The 19,814-nt window shown below is 65.0% G+C and carries 16 protein-coding genes; 4 read left to right on the forward strand and 12 right to left on the reverse strand.

The window, feature by feature from the left end; genetic code table 11:
- From LFL96_RS01280 to LFL96_RS01320, 9 genes are all read right to left on the reverse strand, one after another.
- A complete protein-coding gene (locus LFL96_RS01280) occupies positions 1-3,588 on the reverse strand; it encodes an indolepyruvate ferredoxin oxidoreductase family protein (RefSeq protein WP_280997146.1) in 3,588 nt (1,195 codons plus the stop codon).
- A gap of 241 nt (positions 3,589-3,829) precedes the next feature.
- Positions 3,830-4,858 (reverse strand): ion channel, encoded by a 1,029-nt coding sequence (locus LFL96_RS01285; RefSeq protein WP_280997148.1) that lies wholly within the window; start codon positions 4,856-4,858, stop codon positions 3,830-3,832.
- 164 nt (positions 4,859-5,022) lie between these two features.
- Positions 5,023-5,268: a hypothetical protein gene (locus tag LFL96_RS01290; RefSeq protein WP_280997151.1), complete on the reverse strand. Its 246-nt coding sequence runs from the start codon at positions 5,266-5,268 to the stop codon at positions 5,023-5,025.
- 65 nt (positions 5,269-5,333) lie between these two features.
- Entirely contained in the window at positions 5,334-5,561 is a 228-nt protein-coding gene (locus LFL96_RS01295; RefSeq protein ID WP_280997153.1) for a hypothetical protein, read from the reverse strand.
- A 148-nt stretch (positions 5,562-5,709) separates the two neighbouring features.
- Positions 5,710-6,627, reverse strand: coding sequence for a carbohydrate kinase (locus tag LFL96_RS01300; RefSeq protein WP_280997155.1), 918 nt, complete (start codon positions 6,625-6,627; stop codon positions 5,710-5,712).
- Complete coding sequence (locus tag LFL96_RS01305; RefSeq protein ID WP_280997157.1) at positions 6,624-7,904, reverse strand: AGE family epimerase/isomerase; 1,281 nt, start codon at positions 7,902-7,904, stop codon at positions 6,624-6,626. Before LFL96_RS01305 ends, LFL96_RS01300 begins: the two co-directional genes overlap by 4 nt.
- Complete coding sequence (locus LFL96_RS01310) at positions 7,901-8,887, reverse strand: LacI family DNA-binding transcriptional regulator (RefSeq protein ID WP_280997160.1); 987 nt, start codon at positions 8,885-8,887, stop codon at positions 7,901-7,903. Before LFL96_RS01310 ends, LFL96_RS01305 begins: the two co-directional genes overlap by 4 nt.
- Positions 8,888-9,044: 157 nt before the next feature.
- On the reverse strand, positions 9,045-10,904 hold the full coding sequence (locus LFL96_RS01315; protein ID WP_280997162.1) for a phosphodiesterase: 1,860 nt from the start codon (positions 10,902-10,904) through the stop codon (positions 9,045-9,047).
- Between the two features lie 271 nt (positions 10,905-11,175).
- On the reverse strand, positions 11,176-12,201 hold the full coding sequence (locus LFL96_RS01320; protein WP_280997164.1) for a bile acid:sodium symporter family protein: 1,026 nt from the start codon (positions 12,199-12,201) through the stop codon (positions 11,176-11,178).
- A gap of 550 nt (positions 12,202-12,751) precedes the next feature.
- On the opposite strand from LFL96_RS01320, the gene LFL96_RS01325 reads away from it, so the two are divergent.
- On the forward strand, positions 12,752-13,375 hold the full coding sequence (locus LFL96_RS01325; RefSeq protein ID WP_280997166.1) for a hypothetical protein: 624 nt from the start codon (positions 12,752-12,754) through the stop codon (positions 13,373-13,375).
- Positions 13,376-13,739: 364 nt separating this feature from the next.
- Here the strand turns inward: LFL96_RS01325 and LFL96_RS01330 are convergent, their stop codons facing one another.
- Positions 13,740-14,003 (reverse strand): hypothetical protein, encoded by a 264-nt coding sequence (locus tag LFL96_RS01330; RefSeq protein WP_280997168.1) that lies wholly within the window; start codon positions 14,001-14,003, stop codon positions 13,740-13,742.
- Here LFL96_RS01330 and LFL96_RS01335 point away from each other — a divergent pair.
- Together LFL96_RS01335 and LFL96_RS01340 are read left to right on the forward strand one after the other, a co-directional pair.
- Complete coding sequence (locus LFL96_RS01335) at positions 14,002-15,087, forward strand: porin (protein ID WP_280997170.1); 1,086 nt, start codon at positions 14,002-14,004, stop codon at positions 15,085-15,087. The two genes, LFL96_RS01330 and LFL96_RS01335, sit on opposite strands and share 2 nt — an antisense overlap.
- A 261-nt stretch (positions 15,088-15,348) precedes the next feature.
- Positions 15,349-16,287 carry a LysR family transcriptional regulator gene (locus tag LFL96_RS01340; protein WP_280997172.1) on the forward strand — a complete coding sequence of 313 codons (939 nt, stop codon included), beginning with the start codon at positions 15,349-15,351 and terminating at the stop codon, positions 16,285-16,287.
- Positions 16,288-16,304: 17 nt separating this feature from the next.
- Here LFL96_RS01340 and LFL96_RS01345 read toward each other — a convergent pair whose 3' ends face one another.
- Positions 16,305-17,264 carry a nitronate monooxygenase family protein gene (locus LFL96_RS01345; protein ID WP_280997174.1) on the reverse strand — a complete coding sequence of 320 codons (960 nt, stop codon included), beginning with the start codon at positions 17,262-17,264 and terminating at the stop codon, positions 16,305-16,307.
- A 332-nt stretch (positions 17,265-17,596) separates the two neighbouring features.
- Here LFL96_RS01345 and LFL96_RS01350 point away from each other — a divergent pair, with 332 nt between their 5' ends.
- On the forward strand, positions 17,597-18,487 hold the full coding sequence (locus tag LFL96_RS01350) for an alpha/beta hydrolase (protein WP_280997176.1): 891 nt from the start codon (positions 17,597-17,599) through the stop codon (positions 18,485-18,487).
- A 181-nt stretch (positions 18,488-18,668) separates the two neighbouring features.
- On the opposite strand, the gene LFL96_RS01355 is transcribed toward LFL96_RS01350, so the two are convergent.
- Positions 18,669-19,694 (reverse strand): sulfate ABC transporter substrate-binding protein, encoded by a 1,026-nt coding sequence (locus LFL96_RS01355; protein WP_280997178.1) that lies wholly within the window; start codon positions 19,692-19,694, stop codon positions 18,669-18,671.
- Positions 19,695-19,814 lie beyond the last annotated feature (120 nt).

Below are 19,814 nucleotides of genomic sequence, written 5' to 3' on the forward strand. Positions count from 1 at the left end.
TCACTTCGCGACCACCACCGGAATCCCACGCAACTGCCCGGCACCCTTCATCTCTTCAAGCGACGCCTTCACTGAAGCACCGGTTGCCGCGTCGATCTGCAGGCGTGCCGCGAGATCGCGCTCGCCGCGCTTCACGCCCGCCAGATTCGCCAGCTTCACGTGACCGTAACCGCGTACGCGCGCGTGCAGATCGGCAAGCTTCGCCACGTCCTCCAGATTGCTCGCGTCGAGCTTCGTCAATGCGCGTTGCAGCGTGGTTTCGTAGTCGCCGGCAAGCTCGCGTTCCATCTTGCGTTCGAGCGTGCGGCCGAACGGATCGAGCATTGTGCCGCGCAGACCGCGCCATTTCGCCAGCATGCCGAGCACCGGCCACATCCACTGACCGAAAGTCTTCTTGACCGGATTCTTGCCGTGCTGCGGACGCGCGATAGTCGGAGGCGCGAGATTGAACTTGATGCCGAAGTCCTTGCCGGCCACGCCTTCGAATTGCGCTTCCAGCGCCTCGCGGAAGGCGACGTCCGTGTGCAGACGCGCGACTTCGTATTCATCCTTCACCGCGAGCAGGCGGTAGAAGGTCGTCGCGACCGCGCGCGTCACGCGTTCGCTGTGGGCATCGACCGCGCTTTCCGCGCGGCGCGCCGCATCGACCAGCGCGCGGTAACGCTTCGCATAGCCTGCGCCGCCGTAGGTTTGCAGACGCCCTTCGCGATGCGCGATCAGCTCGTCGAGCGTGTCGACCCGCACCGCCTGTTTCGCCAGATGCCGCGCTTGCCACAACGCTTCCAGCGCGGCCGGGTCCTGCGCCGCCAGACGGCCGATCGAAAACGCCAGCTGATTCATCTGCACCGCGACGTTGTTCAGTTCGATTGCCCGCATCATCGCCGCGAACGACACCGGCACGAGGCCGAGCTGCCATGCGTAGCCGAGCATCAGGATGTTCGCGCCGATCGTGTCGCCGAGGAAACGCGTGGCGAGCGCCTGGGCGTCGCAGGTCGACATGCGTTCGGCGCCGGCCGCGTGACGCATCTTGTCGATCAGCGCGTCCGCATGCAGCGTCGCGTCCGGATTCTGCACGAAGGTCGCGTTCGGGATCGCATGCGTGTTCACCACGATGCGCGTGCGGCCGTGGCGCACCGTTTGCAGCGCATCGGCACTCGCGCCGACCACCATGTCGCAGGCGAGCAGCACGTCGGCCTGTTGCGTGTCGATACGGACCTGGTTGAGCCATTCGTCGCGCGCGGCGAAGCGCACGAACGACAGCACCGAGCCGCCTTTCTGCGCGAAACCCATGAAGTCGAGCACGGATGCGCTCTTGCCTTCCAGATGCGCGGCCATGCTGATGAGTGCGCCGACCGTCACCACGCCCGTGCCGCCCACGCCCGTCACCAGAATGTCGTAGGGCGCGGCGTCGAGGTGCGTCGCCGGAACCGGTAGCGCGTCGACGCGCGCGGCCAGCGCCGCCGGATCGAACGCAGCGCCCGCGGCCTTCTTCAGCTTGCCGCCTTCCACCGTGACGAAGCTCGGGCAGAAGCCGTTCACGCACGAATAGTCCTTGTTGCACGACGATTGATCGATACGGCGCTTGCGTCCCAACGCGGTCTCGACCGGTTCGACCGACAGACAGTTCGACTGCACGCCGCAGTCGCCGCAGCCTTCGCAGACTTCCTCGTTGATGAACAGACGCTTGTCCGGATCGGGAAACTCGCCTTTTTTCCGGCGACGACGCTTTTCCGCCGCGCAGGTCTGGTCGTAGATCAGCACGGTCACGCCGTCGGTGTCGCGCAGTTCGCGCTGCACGGTGTCCATTTCGCTGCGATGGTGGAACGTGGTGCCCTTCGGAAACAGATCGTGATGGCCGTCGTATTTTTCCGGCTCGTCGCTCACCACGACGAAGCGCGACACGCCCTCCGCTTCCACCTGACGCGCGATCTGCGGCACCGAGATGCTGCCGTCGACGGGCTGGCCGCCGGTCATCGCGACCGCGTCGTTATAGAGAATCTTGTACGTGATGGTGGCCTTCGCGGCCACCGCCTGGCGGATCGCCAGAATGCCCGAGTGGAAGTACGTACCGTCGCCGAGATTCTGGAACACGTGACGCGTTTTCGTGAACATCGAATGCGAGGCCCAGTCGACGCCTTCGCCGCCCATCTGGATCAGGCCGGTGGTGTCGCGCTCCATCCACGAGGCCATGAAGTGACAGCCGATGCCGGCGTGCGCGATCGAGCCGTCCGGCACCTTGGTCGACGTGTTGTGCGGGCAGCCCGAGCAGAAGTACGGCGTGCGCTTCACGCTGTCCGCCGCGTTCGACAGAATGTGCGGCGCGACCAGATCGACCACGCGGTCGCGGCGATCCAGCGCGGGCTTGTGCTTCGCGAGCCAGTCCGCGAACACCGGCAGAATGCGCGACGGCCGCAGCTCGCCGAGCGAGGACAGCAGCAGCGTGCCGTCCGCGGCGTTCTTGCCGACCACGACCGGCCGCGTGCCTTGCGTGCGGTTGTAGAGATAGTCCTTGATCTGCTGTTCGATGACCGGGCCTTTTTCCTCGATCACCAGCACTTCGGAGAGGCCGGAGACGAACGCGTCGATCCGCGTCATCTCCAGCGGAAACGACAGACCGACCTTGTAGATGCGCACGCCGGCCGCTTCCAGATCGGCGACCGTGAGATCGAGCCGGCGCAGCGTTTCCATCAGGTCCAGATGCGCCTTGCCGCAGGTCACGATGCCCACGTTCGCGTGCGGGCTCGGCGCGATCCATTTGTCGATGCTGTTCACGCGCGCGAAGTGGCGCACTGCGTCGAGCTTCGCGTGCATGCGCGATTCGATCGTCAGGCTCGGCAGATCCGGCCAACGGTTGTGCAGGCCGCCGGCGGGCGCGGTGAAGTCCTGCGGCGTCGCCCATTCGGTTTGCAGCGCGTCGAGATCGACCGTCGAACCCGACTCGACGGTCTCGGAGATCGCCTTGTAACCGACCCACGCGCCGGAGAAGCGCGACATCGCCCAGCCGTACAGGCCGAATTCGAGCATGTCGGCGATGTTCGACGGATTCACCACCGGCATGTGCCACGCCATCATCGCGAAGTCGCTCTGATGCGGCATCGACGACGACACGCAACCGTGGTCGTCGCCCGCCACCACCAGCACGCCGCCATGCGGCGACGAGCCGTACGCGTTGCCGTGCTTCAGCGCGTCGCCCGCGCGGTCCACGCCGGGGCCCTTGCCGTACCACATCGCGAATACACCCTCGACGGTACGTTCCGGGTCCGCTTCGACGCGCTGCGTGCCGAGCACGGCGGTGCCGCCGAGTTCCTCGTTGATCGCGGGCAGAAAGCGGATTTCACTCGCCGTGAGCAGTTTCTTCGCCTTCCACAACTGCTGGTCGACCATGCCGAGCGGCGAGCCGCGATAGCCGCTGATGAAGCCGGCCGTGTTCATGCCGCGCGCCTTGTCGGCGGCGCGTTGCATCAGCGCGAGACGCACCAGCGCCTGCGTGCCGGTCAGGAAGATGCGGCCGCGCGTCGCGGTGAGGTTGTCGGACAGCTTGTAGTCGGCGAGAGCGGGCGTGCCGTCGATGGGCAGGCGAGCGGTCATGGGTGAGTCTCCATTTTGTGTTCGCGCGGTGGTGGGGACCACGAGGTGACGCAGCGAAAGAGACTCTATTTTTTAGCGCCGATTGGAGTGGATTTTTTCTACTTTGATGAGCGGGTAGCGAAGCTGCGAGAAGAGCCGCGCGTTTTAATGAAGTTTTGAGGTGGATCTGCCACGCGGCGCGCGCATTCGGGTATGCCCTGGTGCGGCGCGGCGGGTTTTCGAAGGGAGCGTTTGCGGACGGCTACGGCCTGGTTTGCGCGGCGGCGGGGTCGTGGGCGCCGGCGCTATGGGTTGCGCTCGCGGCTGTCATCGGCGCGGCGTCGAGCGGTACCACTTCGTCGAAATGGGAATAGTCGATGTGGCTCACGCCGTCCTGCTCGGTGAGGATATCGACGAAGCGGTGATGCCAGCGGATCAGCTCGCAGTTCCACATATGCCGCGCCTGCATGGTCTGCGACGTCGATTCGTCGACGCCTTCCAGCGTCAGCACCAGCGACGTGTCGCTGCCCTTCAGCGACTCGGCGGTTTCGCCGAACAGCGGGCTGTTCTCGTCGATCACGTGCATCAGCGTCCAGCCGAGCTTGAACACCGGGTGTTGATCGCGCACCAGCGTGAGGTCGTAGAGCCGCCGCAGCGTGAAACCTTCGACGGTGGTTTCCTTGCGCAGGATGCGCAGCCGCGCGTGCGCTTCGGCAATCACGTTCAGCCGCGCGTTCGCGGAACGGACCATCAACGTCATGCGGCCGTCGATCGGCCGCACGACCGCGTAGCGCGCGAAAATCACCTTGGCGTGCGGGCGCGAGAAGCGCGCGAAGATCAGCCCGGTCGCCAACGCGATGCTCGACATGCCGACGAAGATTTCGAGCGTCGCGATCCAGTGCGCGTAGACGGTCTGCGGATGCATGTCGCCGTAGCCGACCGTCGCGAGCGTTTCGACGCTGAAGAAAAACGCGCCGCCGAAGCCGGACGGAAACTGATTGGCGATCGGCGCATCGCCGAGCATGTAGAGCGTCGCGAAGACGGTGTTGAGCAGCAGGAACAGCAGCGCGAGCGACACGAAGAACATCGGCCAGCGCGCCACCACCGCACGGTGATAGAAGTCCTGCCACAGCGGCGTCGGCAGGCTGTGCGTGATGACCACGCGATCGTCGAGGCGCAGTTCGCGGCTGCCGCGCGGAACGCGGCGGCGCGCGCGTGCGGCGGTGTCGGCGTCGGCACCGGTGTCGGCCTCGCCGAGGCCGGCAAGTCGGTCCGAGGGTTCGCTGGCCATGACGTGCTCGTGGAAATGAAAACGCGCAAAGCGTAGCACGCCGCTTTCGCGGCGCGAACGCGTTCGCGCCTTGCGTTGACCTTAAGTACAGCGCGGAAAATTCAGCGCCTAACGAGCGTTCAGCGCATCAGGCACGGCGTGTCTGATGCTTCAGGCGCCTCACGTCAAGGAAACGCGCGCGGCTTCGGAATGCCCGCGCCGTGTTCGATATCGTCGACCGCCTGCCGATGCGCGGCCTCGACCGCTTCCGCCGCGACGCCATACCCCTGATCGCCGCCGATGGTGGTCCACGCCTTCACCGCCTTGTCGCGATGACGGATCTCGTATTCCGCGTCCCAGCGCGCGCCGTTGAGTTCGAGAGGGCGGACGTGTATCGAGTACACGCCGTAGAGAAAGAGCTGTTCAGCCATGACCGCCTCCGGCCGTTTCAGGCAACGTGGCGCGGCACGGCAGTCCGTGCGCGGCGCCGGTCTGCCTAGAGTTCGATGTCCCCGAGTATCCGGTGCGCGAGCGCCTTGGCTTCTTCGAGCGCTTCTTCCGGGGTCGACGACGTGCTGTCCACTTCGTAGGCCGTCGTCTCCTGATCGGCCGCGTCGCCTTCGTCGCGCGCGAGCGTCACGACGCCCTGCCACGCATCGTTTTGTACTTGTTTGATGGACGCGGTGGCGGTGTAGATGCCCTTGGTGTACGTGATGTCGTCCATGGCCGCGCTCCTTCGCAACGGTGTCGGATTTTCATCCTAGCACGATGGCGGAGCGCCGGCTGACGCCCTCGCGGCGGCGCGTGCCGATGGCAAACGCGGCAACCGCACACCGCGCACGCCGCGCGGGGCGGCTGCCCAGCACGGTGGACTACAGCAGCGCGACCACTTCATCCAATGTCGGCGCATGCGCACCCGCATGCCGGCACGCCGCCGCGCCGGCCGCCAGCGCGAACGCCAGGTGCTCGGGCCACGCGCGCTGCGGCGCCGTCATCAGACTGAACAGCAGACCGCCGATCGATGCATCGCCCGCGCCGACCGTATCGGCCACTTCCACGCGCGGCGGACGCGCCTCGACCACCATCGCCCCGTCGATCAGCAGCGCGGTTTCCGAGCCGCGCGTGACGAGCACGGTGGCGGCCGGGTTCATGGCCTGCAATTGCGCGAGCGCGGCGGCTTCGTCGTCGGTCTTGAACAGCAGGCGCAAGTCTTCGTCCGATACCTTGATCAGATCGGCGAGCGCGGCCATCTTGCGCAAGGTCGGCTCGTAGCCGTGTTCCATCAGATTGCGGTAGTTCGGATCGAAGCTGATCTTCACGCCTTGCGAACGCAGCCCGGCCGCGAGCGCGGCGAGCGTATCGCCGAGCGGCTGGCGCACGAGGCTGATGCAACCGAAGTGCGCCCACTTCACCTGCGCGCTCCAGCCGGCCGGCAACTGCTTCGGATCGAACGCGAGGTCCGCGCCGTTTTCGCCCATGAAGAAGTACGCGGGCGGATGCGTCTGATGCACGATGGCCAGCAGCGGCGGGCGCGTCACGCGTTGCATGAAGCGCATGTCGAGCCCGGCGGCGATGCTCGCCTGCCACAGCTCGTCGGAGAAATTGTCGACGCCGAGCGAGCCCGCGCAGGCGGTCGGCAGACCGAGCCGCGCGACGCAGCGCGCCACGTTCCAGCCGGCGCCGCCCGGGCGCGACAGCCATTGCGAGGTGCCGGTGCGCACGAGGTCGGTGAGGATGTCGCCGGCCGAGACGAACACGGGAAAGTCGTTGCTTGCGATGGCTTCGCTCATTGTGTCTGCTCCGCGGATTCGGACGCGGCGGCCGCGCCGTCGGACAACGCGTGCGCCAGCACTTCGTAGCACGCGCCCATGGTGTGATAGTCGGTCTTGCCGGCCGGGCTTTTCTCGTCGCTGTACTTGCGGTTGTCGCAAGTGAGAATGCGATACCACGCGCCGTACTTGTGATCGACGAAATGCGCCCAGCTATAGCGCCAGATCTCGTCGTACCAGTCCCAGAAACGTTCGTTGCCGGTGCGCTTGCCGAGCAGCGCGGCGGTCGCGAAGGTTTCGGCCTGCACCCAGAAATACTTGTCGTGGTCGCACACGGTGCCGTCGGGCCCGAAGCCGTAATAGAGGCCGCCGTGATCTTCGTCCCACGCGTGCGTCATCGCGGCGTCGAACAGTTCGATCGCGCGCGGCAATAGCCACGGCAGCGGCCGGAAGCGTTCGAGAATCAGCAGCAGCTTCGCCCATTCGGTCTGATGGCCCGGCTGGAAACCCCACGGCCGGAAGATGTTCGAACTGTCTTCCTCGTTGTAGTGCCAGTCGACCGACCAGTCCGCGTGAAAGTGTTCCCACACCAGGCCCTGCGAGAGCTTCGCCTGACGCAGCGTGATGTTCGACGCGACCCGCTCCGCGCGATCGAGATAGACCAGATGCCCGGTCGCTTCGTGCGCGGCGAGCAGCGCCTCGGTGGTGTGCATGTTGGCGTTCTGGCCACGGTACGAGCTAACGCGCCATTCCGCTGATGCTTCGTCGGCGTAGAGACCGGCGGCGGCGTCCCAGAAGCGATGTTCCATCAGCTCGAAGGTCGCGGCGATCATCGGCTTCGCTTCCTCGATGCCGGCCATCGCCGCATGCGAGTACGCGAGCAGCACGAACGCGAGGCCGTAGCAGTGGCGGGTGGCGTCGAGCGTGCGCTTGTGGCCGTCGCGCCATTCGAGTTCCCAGTCGTAGCCTTCGTGCTGCGCGTCCCAATGCGCGTCGCGCAGAAAGCGCAGACCGTGGCGCGCGTATTCGAGATGTTGCGGATCGCCGAACTGGCGGTAGGCCATCGCGTAGTTGAACACGTAGCGGCAACTGCTCACCAGATGCCGCGTGGTGCGGTCGTAGATCGAACCGTCGTCGCGGAAGAAATGGAAGAAGCCGCCGCTCGGGTCGAACACGTTCGGCGCATAGAAGCGCAGCGTGTCCTGCACGTGCGAGAGCAGGAAGTCGCGGCTGCGGAAATCGTCGACGGCCGGCACGGCGGCGCCGTTGGCGGAGTGAAGCGGGTCGGATTGCGTCATGGCTTTTTCACCAAAGTACTGGCACGGGCAATGAGGTGGACGGGCAAGCGGACTTCGAGTTCGGCGGGCGAGTCTTCGAGCAGCAGCTCGACGCCGCGCCGGCCGAGCGCTTCCTTGTCGACCGAGAGGGTGGACAGCGGCGGCGACGCATGCGCGGCGGCGGGAATGTCGTCGAAGCCGATGATGGCGATGTCCTCGGGCACCCGCAGGCCGCGCGCGAGGCACGCGCGTAGCGCGGCGAGCGCGGCGGCGTCGTTGTACGCGAACACCGCGTCGGGACGCGGGCCGGGCGCGTCGAGTAGTTGCAGCATCGCGCGCGCGGCGCCGGTGTCGGGATCGAGGCCGGCGTCGATGGTCACTTCCAGCGACGGGTCGAACAGCAGCCCGGCTTCGAAAAACGCGCGCCGGTAGCCGAGCGCGCGCTGCGCGATGCTGAAGTGCGCGAGCGAGCCGCCGATGAACGCGATGCGTTTGCGCTGCTGCTCGAACAGGTGTCGCATCGCGAGCATCGCGCCGGCCACGTTGTCGAGATTCACCGAGCGCAGGCCCGGCGCCCACAGGTCGATCAGCACCAGCGGGCGCTGCATCGCGACCAGCGTGGTGAGCGTTTCCGGCTCGACGAAGCCGGCGATCGCCACGGCGTCGGGCGCGTGCAGGCGCATCTGCTGGATCACGTCCTCGGTGGGGCCGGCGGTCAGCACCGAGGGCACGATGCCGCGCTCGCGGCAGGCGTCTTCCACGCCGTGCAGCACGTGCGAAAAGAACGGACTGACCGCGAAGTTGTTGTGCTGACGATGCAGCAGGAAGGTGAGCCGGCGGATGCGCGGGCGCAATTGCGCGGCGTCGTAGCCGAGTTGCCGCGCCGCCTCGACGACGCGTTCGCGGGTCGCCTCGGAAAGCCCCGGCTGGTTTTTCAGCGCGCGTGACACGGTGCCGATCGACACGCTGGCCGCACGGGCGATGTCGCGGATGGTTGTGGCCATCGAATGAGACGGCCGCGCAGGGCGGCCGCACGGTGTTTGAGTTCGGGCGATTGTATAGTAAAACGCGCCGCGAACCGCTCGAAAATCACCGTGTCGGCACCCGGAGATACCCCTGGGTGTTGGGCTTGGCCCGTTTTATGCTGTTTAGTAAAAAATGCTAAACAAACTGTGCCGACGGCGCGTGGGCGGCTTCGGCCTGGCCGCGTAGCAGGGCCACGCATTCGTCCGCATCGATCAGCACGAAGCCGCTCGCCTCATGTTTCGCGCGCCGCTTGGCCACGGCCGCGACCGACGCGATTTCCTCGCTGTTGTACAGCGACGGCCCGCCGGCCGGCTCGACGTGCACGCCGCCGATCGCCATCGTCACGAAGCCGAAGAAGGTCGGATTGCCGCGCCGGTCTTCGCCGTGGATGCCGCCCGCGAGCCGGTCCGCCGGCGCGTAGAAACGCTGCGCGCCCTCGTTGAACGCGTGAATCGCGCGCAGCACGCGCGCCTGCCAGTCGTCGCTCTGGAACAGGATCATGAAATCGTCGCCGCCGACGTGGCCGAGGAAATCGCGCGTCGGGTCGCAGACTTCGGCGAGCACCGCCGCGGCGAACTTCAGCACTTCGTCGCCTTGCCAGTAGCCGTATTGATCGTTGAACGGCTTGAAGTGGTTCAGATCGACGTAGCACGCGTGAAAGCCCGCGTCGTTGCCGAGCAGGCGAGCGATGTGCGAGCTGATCGGGATGTTGCCCGGCAGGAAGGTCAGCGGGTTCGCGTAGCGCGCCGCTTCGATGCGCACTTCGGTCACCGCGCGCACCAGGTTCTCGCCGGTGCCGAGCCCCGCGTACAGACCGTTTTCGGTGATGACGAAGCCGTCGGCGAGATAGCGCTGGTCGTCGCTCGCGAGGAGCTGGGCCATCTGTTCGACCGTCATCGATTTTTCGATCACCACCGGCGATGCGTTGGCGAATTGCAGGCACGGGCGTTTGCCGAACAGCTCGCGGTGATACGGCAGCGCGTAGCGGTCCATGAAGCTGCGGCGGTTGATCAGCGCGACCGGCTGGTCGTTTTCCACCACCGCGACCGCGTGCAGGTCGGGCAGGCGGTTGAACAGGTCGAGCACGTCGTTGTTGGTCGCATGGCGCGGCAGCGCCGGCGCCGGCACCAGCATTTTCGCCGACGCCATGCCGCCCGACGGCGACGCGCTGCTCACCGCGCGCGTGGTCTCGGGGAACACGGCGATGTGGCCCGCGCGCAATGCGTCGCGGGCGTCGTCGCTCAGCTTGCGCGCCGGGTGCGCGTGCGGCCGGCCGAAGAAATAACCCTGGCCGCAATTGATCCCCATGTCGCGCACGACGATCAGATCCGCTTCGTTTTCGATGCCCTCGGCCACCAGCTGCGCGCCGCTCGCGCTGGCGAAATGCTGCATCGCCCGCACGGCCTCGAACTTGAGCGGATCGCTCGCGATGTCGTGAATGAAGAAGCGGTCGATCTTCACCACGTCCGGTTGCAGCCGCACCCACAGATTCATGCTGGCGTTGGCGGTGCCGTAGTCGTCGAGCGCGAATTGCGCGCCGGCGGCGCGCAGCGTCGAGATCACCGGCAGGAAACTGGCGACGTCCGGAATCGAACTCTGCTCGGTCAGCTCGATCACGAGCCGCTGCGGATCGACGCCGCGATGACGCAGCAGCGCGAGCGTGTCGTCGCGCGCTTCGGCCAACTGGCGTATCGCGCCCGCGCTGAAATTCAGGAACAGCTTGCCGTCGACGTCCAGCTTCGCGAACGCCTCGATGCAGGTGCGCGCGGCCGCCTGTTCGAGCGCGATCGCGCAGCCTTCCGCGAGCGCTTGCGAGAACAGCGCGAACGGCGCTTCGAGCGGGGTGCCGGCCGGTCCGCGAATCAGACCTTCGTAACCGAGGATCGCGCCGTCTTCGAAATCGATGATCGGCTGGAACACTGCGGACAAGTCACGCCTGGCGATCAATTCCTCGATGCGCGGCGCGGCGGATCGGGAGGGCGAACGAAGATGCATGGCAGATAGACGGAGCGATCGACGTTCGGCTTAACGGCGGACCCTGACCGGAGTTAAGTGAATTTTTAGTGAAGCGATGCACCGGGGTGGTGCGCCGGCGAAGAGGCCGAGCGCCGCTTAAGAATCGCCAGGAACCGCCCTATGTCTTCTGGCTGAGGCGACAGCAAGGCCGTGTGCGCGTGAAATAACAAAAAAGCCGCACGAGGCGGCTTTCATCCAATGACGCTCAGGGAGGGCGCTTATGAATGTCCTGTTTGCATTGCGCGCGTATTCACCGCCGGGCTACGGCGGCGGGGGACCGGTCGCGCGCGGGAACGCGGTTCTCGCCGCTGGTGTCGCGTGCGCCCCAGCGCTGCGCGAGCGCGGCGCACACCATCAACTGGATCTGGTGGAACAGCATCAGCGGCAGCACCACGGCGCCTACCGCGTGGGAGGAGAAGATCACCTTGGCCATGGGCACGCCGGCCGCGAGACTTTTCTTCGACCCGCAGAAGATGATGGTGATCTGATCGGCGCGATTGAAGCCGAGCCGCTTGCTGGCGAAGATGGTCACCGCCAGCGCGAGCGCGAGCAGCACCACGTTGATCAGCAGCAGCCCGCCGAGTGCGGACAGAGGAATCTGATGCCACAAGCCTTCGTCCACCGCTTCGCTGAAGGCGCCGTACACCACCAGCAGAATCGACCCCTGATCGACGAACTTCAGCACGCCGCGATGACGTTCGATCCAGCTCCCGATAACCGGCCGCAGCAACTGCCCGGCGAGGAACGGCACGAGAAGCTGCATGACGATATTGCCGACCGTGTGCCACGGCGAGCTGCCGCCCGCGTTCTGATTGGCGATGACGACGCTGACCAGCGCGGGCGTGATGAAGATGCCGAGCAGGCTGGAGGCCGACGCGCTACACACGGCGGCCGGCACGTTGCCTTTGGCGATCGATGTGAACGCGATCGACGACTGCACCGTGGACGGCAGCGTGCAGAGGAAGAGGACCCCTGCGTAGAGCGCCGGCGTGACCAGTGGCGACAGGAACGGCTTAAGCGCGAGGCCGAGCAGCGGAAACAGCGCGAACGTGCTCAACAGAACGACCAGATGAAGCCGCCAATGCGTCGCGCCCGCAATAATCGCTTCGCGTGAGAGCTTCGCGCCGTGCAGGAAAAACAGCAGGCCGACCGCCACGTTCGTCACCCAGTTGAAACCGACGGCGGCCTGCCCATGCACGGGCAGCAGGCTGGCGAGGATCACGGTGCCGACGAGGCACAGGGTGAAGTTGTCGGGAAGCAGTTTCGGGCGAGCCATGGCGGAATCTCGATTCGGTGAAGCGGAATAGCGCGCAGGGCGCGCGCGAACGCGTGCCGCTGAGCTGTGGCAAAAGGCTATTGTCATTGAAAATCGATTGAAAATGCAAATTCATTTGCCGAATCGATTAATGAACGACACGCATGAGTTTGCCCGTGCTGCTTATATTGGACGAGGCCGGTCGCCGCATTTTCAGTATTGGCGACGAGTGAGTTTTGGTCCATGCGGTTTTAACGATTTACCCTGAAAAACACGAGCCGGATTCGTCATACGCAACGGACTTCTGGAAAACCCGCAAAGCCTTGCAAGCGAACGGTTCCAGGGCTTTTCCGCAAGGGCTCTGTCGTAGAAAAACGTCGCGGTAACAAGGTGTTACATCCCATGCTCGGGCCTAACACTTTTTGGCTCGACACCCTTTGTCGCCACCCATAAATTACGGTTCAAAGGCCGTCGGGATGGCGTGCGCGGCATTAACTTCGCAACGCTCGAAATCGTCCCAAAAACAAACTCATCGCAGCTCGAACGGTGAGTTTCAGGCAAGTCTTCGGGCATGAGAGTCACCAAGGTGGACGGGTTGTCGAGAACGAAGCACTGGGCGTTGGGCGCGGTTATCGCCGCGCTGTGCTCGTTCGCCTATGCAAAGGCGCCGGGTATGCCGCACTTCGGTGGCGGCGGCGGCGGTTTCGCGCATGCTTCGGTGAACCACGCAATGCGCGGCGACATGCGCGGCGGCGGCCGTTTCGGCGGCTTCGGCGCGCCGGGTGCGCGATCCGTGCCGGCATTCGGCTCGATGTCCGCTGCGCGACCTGCTCCCGCTCCATCCCGCAACGCGTCGTTCGACCGCAATGCCGGCTCGCCGCGTAACGGCGCAAACTTCGCACGGGGTCCTGCCGGCGGCGATGGCTTCGGCGTGTACAACTCCGGCATGCGACGCCCGGCGGGTCCGTCCGGCTATCCGAACGACGCACGCGGCGGCATGCAATACGCCGGCGCCATCACGCCGGTCAGCGCCGAGTCGCGGTCGGTGCCACGGCCGCCGCCCAACGCGCCGGTGCGGGCGGGCTCGATCCGCGCGGATGTCGCACGCTACAACGAAGAACGCGGCTCGGCGCGCGCCATGCAGCGCCAGAACGACGATCCTCGCCAGGCCGAAGGTTCGCCTTACCGGAACTGACCGGTCGCCCACCGTTCTCGAATAGACCACGAACCGCTGGGCATAATCGGTACCCCGGCGCGTTCCATGATGCGGTAAATGCGCTTTCGCATTAGCGCGACGTCTTCCGATAATCGCCCTCCCGGCTAATCCGCCATTCGGTTTCGCGAACCGGCGGTTATCGTCAATTCACCTTTCAAACTGCCTTCTTCCCTCCTTCGCCCGCTCTCCGGGGTTTAAGCCGCTGTCAATGTGACGTTTCGACGCCACACTTTTTTGAAAACATTCGTCAGTCTTTAGCGACTCGTCGTCAAATCGTGACGTTTCTGCGGCGCTGCGTCATCCGCTTGTCATTTCGTGCGTTATCACCCAGTCGGCATCGGCATCAGCAGTGCTTTGCGCGCTGCCGCAAAAGTGGCGGAAGCACGGCGCGCGGGTTATCCGGCAGGGCTTTATCAGGCCGATAAACCGCAAAACTAACCAGATCGATATACCCGCAATAACCAGCGATATTTTTGTCCATAAAAATGGTCCGCAAAGATGGTCCCGCCCAGATTGGCTCGACGATCGAACGGACAACAACAAATGGTTCGCGCGAGCTCCCCGTTTCGCACAGCCACACCTTTTTGACAAAGACAGGAGAACCCATGAATACAAGCATCAGCAGTGCGCTGAAGACCACCCTCAAGGCCACTGCATGCGCCGCTTTGCTGGCTTGCGCATCGTCCGCTTTCGCGCAATCGAGCGTGCAGTTGTACGGTCAGGTCGACGAATGGGTCGGCGTGCAGAAATTCCCGGCCAACAAGAGCGCGACCGTCGTGTCCGGCGGCGGTATGTCGACGTCGTACTGGGGCATGAAGGGCGCTGAGGATCTGGGTGGCGGCTACAAGGCGATCTTCACGATCGAAGGCTTCTTCCTCGCGCAGAACGGTCAGTACGGCCGCTTCACGGGCGACTCGATGTTCTCGCGTAACGCGTACGTCGGTATCGAATCTCCGTACGGTACGGTCACGGCCGGTCGTCTGACGACGCCGCTGTTCGTCTCGACGATCCTGTTCAACCCGTTCATCGACTCGTACGTGTTCTCGCCGATGGTGGCGCATACGTACCTCGGCCTCGGCACGTTCCCGACGTACAACACGGATCAGGGCGTGACCGGCGACTCCGGCTGGAACAATGCCGTGTCGTACGCGACGCCGAACTTCAACGGCCTGAGCGCGACCGCCATGTACGGTCTGGGCAACACGACGCAGAACGGCGCGAAGAAGTGGAGCGGCCAGGTGCTGTACTTCCACGGCCCGTTCGCGGCAACCGCGGTGTATCAGTACGTGAACTTCAACAACGTGCCGAGCGACCTGGGCAGCTTCGCGGCGTCGGGCGTCCCCGGCCTGAAGAGCCAGAGCGTCGCGCAGGTGGGCGCGTCGTACGATCTGAAGTTCGTGAAGTTCTACGGCCAATACATGTACACGTACAACGAACAGCAGATCTCGAGCTGGCACGTGAACACTGGCCAGGGCGGCGCGTCGGTGCCGGTCGGTCCGGGTACCGTGATGGCGTCGTACGCCTACTCGCGCGACGGCGGCGGTCTGAACCAGACCCGTCAGACGGCAGCGATCGGCTACGACTACCCGCTGTCCAAGCGTACGGACGTCTACGCGGCGTATATGTACGACCACATCACCAACGAGTCGAGCGGCAACACGTACGGCGTCGGTCTGCGCGCGAAGTTCTAAGCGCGACCCGGGTCTGGAGCGTCACTCATCAGTGGCGCTCCTGGGCGCGCGTCACGCCGTGGCGGTGCGCCCGGACCTGCCGGCATCACGAGATTCGCGAAACGACAAAGCCCGTCTTCCCTGGAAGGCGGGCTTTGTCGTTTCTGGCCGCCTGGTGCCTATTACCTGCCGCCGCGGAGCGCTTAGCCTCCCGATTTGCTCACCTGCCTTTGATAAACCCGGCAGAATGACGCCGATTGATTCCTCCAGCGAGCGATTGAGATGGATACCCTCGTCAGCATGAAAGTGTTCCGCCATGTGGTGGAGGTCGGCAGCTTCGTCGGCGCGGCGGAGAAACTGGAGATGTCGGCGGCGATGGCGAGCAAGCACGTGATGCACCTCGAGCAGCAGCTCGGCGCGCGTCTGCTGAACCGCACCACGCGGCGCGTCGCGCCTACCGAGGCGGGCCGCGAATACTACGAACGCCTGAGCCAGGCGCTGACCGAACTCGAGGAAGCCGGCCAGGTGGTCGGCGCGGCAAGCGTGGTGCCGCAAGGACGGCTGCGGGTGTCGTCGCTGTCGGCATTCGGTCTGAGTCACGTGATGGCCGCCGTGGCCGACTACGCGGCGCAGTATCCGCAGGTCACCGTCGACATCACGCTGTCCGACCGTGTGGTCGAACTGATCGACGAGGGCTTCGACGTCGCGATCCGGGCGTCGCCGAGCGGGCTGAAGTCGTCGTCGCTGATCGCGCGGCAGATTGCGACCGCGCATCTGGTGCTGTGCGCGTCGCCGGCCTATCTGAAGCGGCACGGCACGCCGAAGACGGTCGCCGAACTCGCGCGCCACAACTACCTGCAATACGCGGGCGTCTCGACGCTGGAAATTCCGCTGACCGCCGGCGACGCCGCGCCGCGCGTGCGGCTATCGGGCAATCTGATCGTCAATCATCTGGAGGCGCAGCGGGTGATCGTGCTGCAAGGCGCGGGCATCGCGATGCTGGGCACCGAGGTGATCGGCGACGATCTGGCCGCCGGGCGCCTGGTGCCCTTGCTGGTGGACGACGTGCCGCCACGCGAGCTGCCGATTCACGTGGTCTACGCGAGCCGGCGGCATCTGTCGGCGAAGGTGCGCTCGTTCGTCGATTTCCTGGCGGAGCGGTTTGCGAACGAATCGTTGTGGCCATCGCTGGAGCAGATCAGGGCGATGGCCGTGCGGTGAGGTGAGATGAGACGTGCTTAACGCGCGATCGCGAGCCGCGCCTTCGCGTCGTCGTATTCCTGCTTCAGACGCTGCACCAGTTCGCCGACGCTCGGCACGTCGTCCATCAGACCGACGCCCTGGCCCGCGCCCCAGATGTCTTTCCACGCCTTCGCCTTGTCGCTGCCGAAGTTCATCTTGGTCTTGTCCGATTCCGGCAGCGCGTCCGGATCGAGCCCGGCATTGACGATGCTCTCGCGGATGTAGTTGCCGTGCACGCCCGTGAACAGGTTCGTGTAGATGATGTCCGAGGCCGTCGAGTTGACGATCGCCTGCTTGTAGCTGTCCACCGCGTGCGCCTCTTTCGTCGCGATGAAGCGCGTGCCCATGTACGCGAGGTCCGCGCCCATCGCTTGCGCGGCGAGGATCGAGCCGCCGTTGGCGATCGAGCCCGACAGGATGATCGGACCGTCGAAAATGCGCCGCACTTCGCCAACCAGCGCGAACGGCGAGGTCGTGCCCGCGTGGCCGCCGGCGCCCGAGGCGACCAGGATCAGACCGTCGACGCCCGCTTCGAGCGCCTTCTGCGCATGGCGCAGATTGATCACGTCGTGCAGCACGATGCCGCCGTAGCTGTGCACCGCGTCGACGATCTCGCGCGCCGGCGCACGCAGGCTCGTGATGAAGATCGGCACCTTGTGCTCGACGCATACGCGCACGTCGTGTTCGAGCCGCGTGTTCGACTGATGGACGATCTGGTTGACGGCGATCGGGCCGATGATCGCATCGGGATGGGCGGCCTTGTGCTCGGCAAGCTGCGTCTGGATCTGCGTGAGCCATTCGTCGAGCAGTTCGGCCGGGCGCGCGTTCAGCGCGGGAAACGAACCGACGATGCCGGCCTTACATTGAGCCAACACCAGCTCGGGATAGCTGACGATGAACATCGGCGAGGCGACGACGGGCAGCGCGAGTTTTTGCAGAACGGCGGGCAATGCCATGGTGCGAGTCTCCTGATTGATCCGTCCGGTACGGGCTGAGCGCGTCCGGCAGTGAGTGAGTTTAGCGGGACATGACATGCGTTGCGTTGCACGGCGGCGGCGCTGCGGTTCGCTACCGCCTGCTCGTCCCGCATGCACGGCACATCACGTTCCGCCCGACAAATAAAGAACGATCGTTCGATTATAGGGGAAGCGAATCGCACGCGCGTCGCGCGACCGTTTAGAACGGTTGGAAGGAGAGTTCAGGTTCTATGCCTGCGTGTGCCAAGCCACCACGCGATGTCACCCCGGCCTCCTACAATGCGTTGACTCGTAATGACAAGAGAGACGCCATGGCCTTCGAGAACTTCACGCCCTTTCGCGTCGCCGTCGGCGATGTCGACATTTTCGGCGTTCAGGGCGGCGCGGGTCCGCCTCTTCTGTTGTTGCACGGTCATCCTCAATCGCATCTGATCTGGGCGCGTTGCGCGGCGCAACTGGCCGAACACTTCACCGTCATCGCGACGGATCTGCGCGGCTATGGCGCGTCGGACAAACCGCCGAGCGATGCCGCTCATGCGCCGTATTCCAAACGCACGATGGCGGCCGATCAGGTCGCCGTGATGCGGCATTTCGGTTTCGAACGTTTTCTGGTGTGTGCGCACGATCGCGGCGCGCGCGTCGCGCATCGCATGGCGCTCGATCATCCGGATGCGGTCGAGCGTCTGATGCTGCTCGACATCGCGCCGACGCTCGCGATGTACGAAGCCACCGACCGCACGTTCGCCACGCATTACTTCCACTGGTTTTTCCTGATCCAGCCGGAGCCGCTGCCTGAAACGCTGATCGGCGCGAACCCGGCCGCCTACGTGGATGCGGTAATGGGCAGCCGTCACGCGGGACTGGCGCCGTTCGATGCCGCCGCGCTCGACGCGTATCGAACGGCGCTCGCGCAACCCGGCGCCGTGCATGCGATGTGCGAGGACTACCGCGCGTCGGCGAGCATCGATCTGGAGCACGATCGCGCCGATGTCGAGCGCGGGCACAAGATCGGTTGTCCGTTGCGGGTGTTGTGGGGCGACAAGGGCGTGATCGAGAAGTGCTTCGATGCGCTCGCGGAGTGGCGGCATGTGGCGCGCGACGTGAGCGGGCGTTCGTTACCGTGCGGGCATTACATTCCGGAGGAAATGCCGCAGGAACTGGTGACGGAGATGCTGTCGTTCTTCGAGGCGGTGGAGCAGTGACGGGTCTATCTTCGTGACGCTGACGCTGACGCTGGCGTTGACGGTGACGGTAGCGGTGACGACGACCACCGCATTGCCGTCACGACTCGCAACCGCCAACAAAAAAGGGCGCTCCGTTTAAAAACGCAGCGCCCTTTCCACATCGACACGTCAGCTAACCAACCGCGCTATCGCGTGCCGGTCATTTTTTGTCCACGACGATCTGATCGAACGTGCCGCCGTCCGAGAAATGCGTTTGCTGCGCCTTCTGCCAGCTACCGAACATCTCTTCGACGGTGAACGTCTTGATCGGCTTGAACTCGGCTGCGTGTTTGGCGAGTACGTCCTTGTCGCGCGGACGCAGATGATGCTCCGCGATGATTTCCTGCGCGGCCGGCGACCACAGATAGTCCAGATACGCCTGCGCTTCCTTGCGCGTGCCGCGCTTGTCGACCACCTTGTCGACGATCGATACCGGCGGCGCGGCCAGCAGACTCACCGACGGATACACCGCTTCGAAATTGCCGGCGCCCACGCCGCTGTCGATCAGCGACACTTCGTTTTCGAACGTCACCAGCACATCGCCGATGCCGCGCTGCGTGAACGTGGTGGTCGCGCCGCGGCCGCCCGTGTCGAGCACCGGCACGTTCCTGAAGATCGCCTTTTCGAAGTCGAGCGCCTGCGCGTCGGTGCCGCCGTGCTGCTTCTTATAGCCCCACGCGGCGAGATACGAATAACGCCCATTGCCCGAAGTCTTCGGGTTCGCGATCACCACCTGCACGCCGGGCTTCGCGAGATCGTCCCAATCCTTGATGTGCTTCGGGTTGCCCTTGCGCACCAGAAACACCATCGTGGTGGTGTAGGGCGCGCTGTCGTTCGGCAGGCGCGCGCGCCAGTTGGCGGGCACCAGTTGACCCTTCTCGGCGAGCAGGTCGATGTCGTTCGGCTGGTTCATCGTCACCACGTCGGCCTGCAGGCCTTGCAGCACCGACAGCGCCTGCGCGCTCGACGCGCCGTGCGACTGGCGGATCGACACCGTCTCGCCGCTCTTCTGCTTGTACGCCGCGATGAAGCCAGCGTTGATGTCCTTGTACAACTCGCGCGTCACGTCGTACGACACGTTGAGCAGTGACGTCTCCGCGTGCGCGGTCGAGATGCCGCTCATGGCGAGCGTGATTGCCGTCATGCCGGCTGCCAGCCAGCGCGAAGTCCCCGTATTGCCTGCCATCCTGTCCCCGCCTATCGATGATAAAAATTCGTGGCCGCGCCCGTGCGCAGCGTGAAGCGGGATTCTAACGGATTGCTTACTGGTTCGTGCACCGCGCGTCGACACGTTGCGAAGCTGAAA

The organism is Paraburkholderia sp. D15, assembly GCF_029910215.1.
Taxonomy (GTDB): domain Bacteria; phylum Pseudomonadota; class Gammaproteobacteria; order Burkholderiales; family Burkholderiaceae; genus Paraburkholderia.

Bases quoted from the DNA above. Each gene is read 5' to 3' on its own strand.
- LFL96_RS01280 (WP_280997146.1), bottom strand. From the start codon at position 3,588: ATGACCGCTCGCCTGCCCATCGACGGCACGCCCGCTCTCGCCGACTAC.
- LFL96_RS01285 (WP_280997148.1), bottom strand. From the start codon at position 4,858: ATGGCCAGCGAACCCTCGGACCGACTTGCCGGCCTCGGCGAGGCCGAC.
- LFL96_RS01290 (WP_280997151.1), bottom strand. From the start codon at position 5,268: ATGGCTGAACAGCTCTTTCTCTACGGCGTGTACTCGATACACGTCCGC.
- LFL96_RS01295 (WP_280997153.1), bottom strand. From the start codon at position 5,561: ATGGACGACATCACGTACACCAAGGGCATCTACACCGCCACCGCGTCC.
- LFL96_RS01300 (WP_280997155.1), bottom strand. From the start codon at position 6,627: ATGAGCGAAGCCATCGCAAGCAACGACTTTCCCGTGTTCGTCTCGGCC.
- LFL96_RS01305 (WP_280997157.1), bottom strand. From the start codon at position 7,904: ATGACGCAATCCGACCCGCTTCACTCCGCCAACGGCGCCGCCGTGCCG.
- LFL96_RS01310 (WP_280997160.1), bottom strand. From the start codon at position 8,887: ATGGCCACAACCATCCGCGACATCGCCCGTGCGGCCAGCGTGTCGATC.
- LFL96_RS01315 (WP_280997162.1), bottom strand. From the start codon at position 10,904: ATGCATCTTCGTTCGCCCTCCCGATCCGCCGCGCCGCGCATCGAGGAA.
- LFL96_RS01320 (WP_280997164.1), bottom strand. From the start codon at position 12,201: ATGGCTCGCCCGAAACTGCTTCCCGACAACTTCACCCTGTGCCTCGTC.
- LFL96_RS01325 (WP_280997166.1), top strand. From the start codon at position 12,752: ATGAGAGTCACCAAGGTGGACGGGTTGTCGAGAACGAAGCACTGGGCG.
- LFL96_RS01335 (WP_280997170.1), top strand. From the start codon at position 14,002: ATGAATACAAGCATCAGCAGTGCGCTGAAGACCACCCTCAAGGCCACT.
- LFL96_RS01330 (WP_280997168.1), bottom strand. From the start codon at position 14,003: ATGGGTTCTCCTGTCTTTGTCAAAAAGGTGTGGCTGTGCGAAACGGGG.
- LFL96_RS01340 (WP_280997172.1), top strand. From the start codon at position 15,349: ATGGATACCCTCGTCAGCATGAAAGTGTTCCGCCATGTGGTGGAGGTC.
- LFL96_RS01345 (WP_280997174.1), bottom strand. From the start codon at position 17,264: ATGGCATTGCCCGCCGTTCTGCAAAAACTCGCGCTGCCCGTCGTCGCC.
- LFL96_RS01350 (WP_280997176.1), top strand. From the start codon at position 17,597: ATGGCCTTCGAGAACTTCACGCCCTTTCGCGTCGCCGTCGGCGATGTC.
- LFL96_RS01355 (WP_280997178.1), bottom strand. From the start codon at position 19,694: ATGGCAGGCAATACGGGGACTTCGCGCTGGCTGGCAGCCGGCATGACG.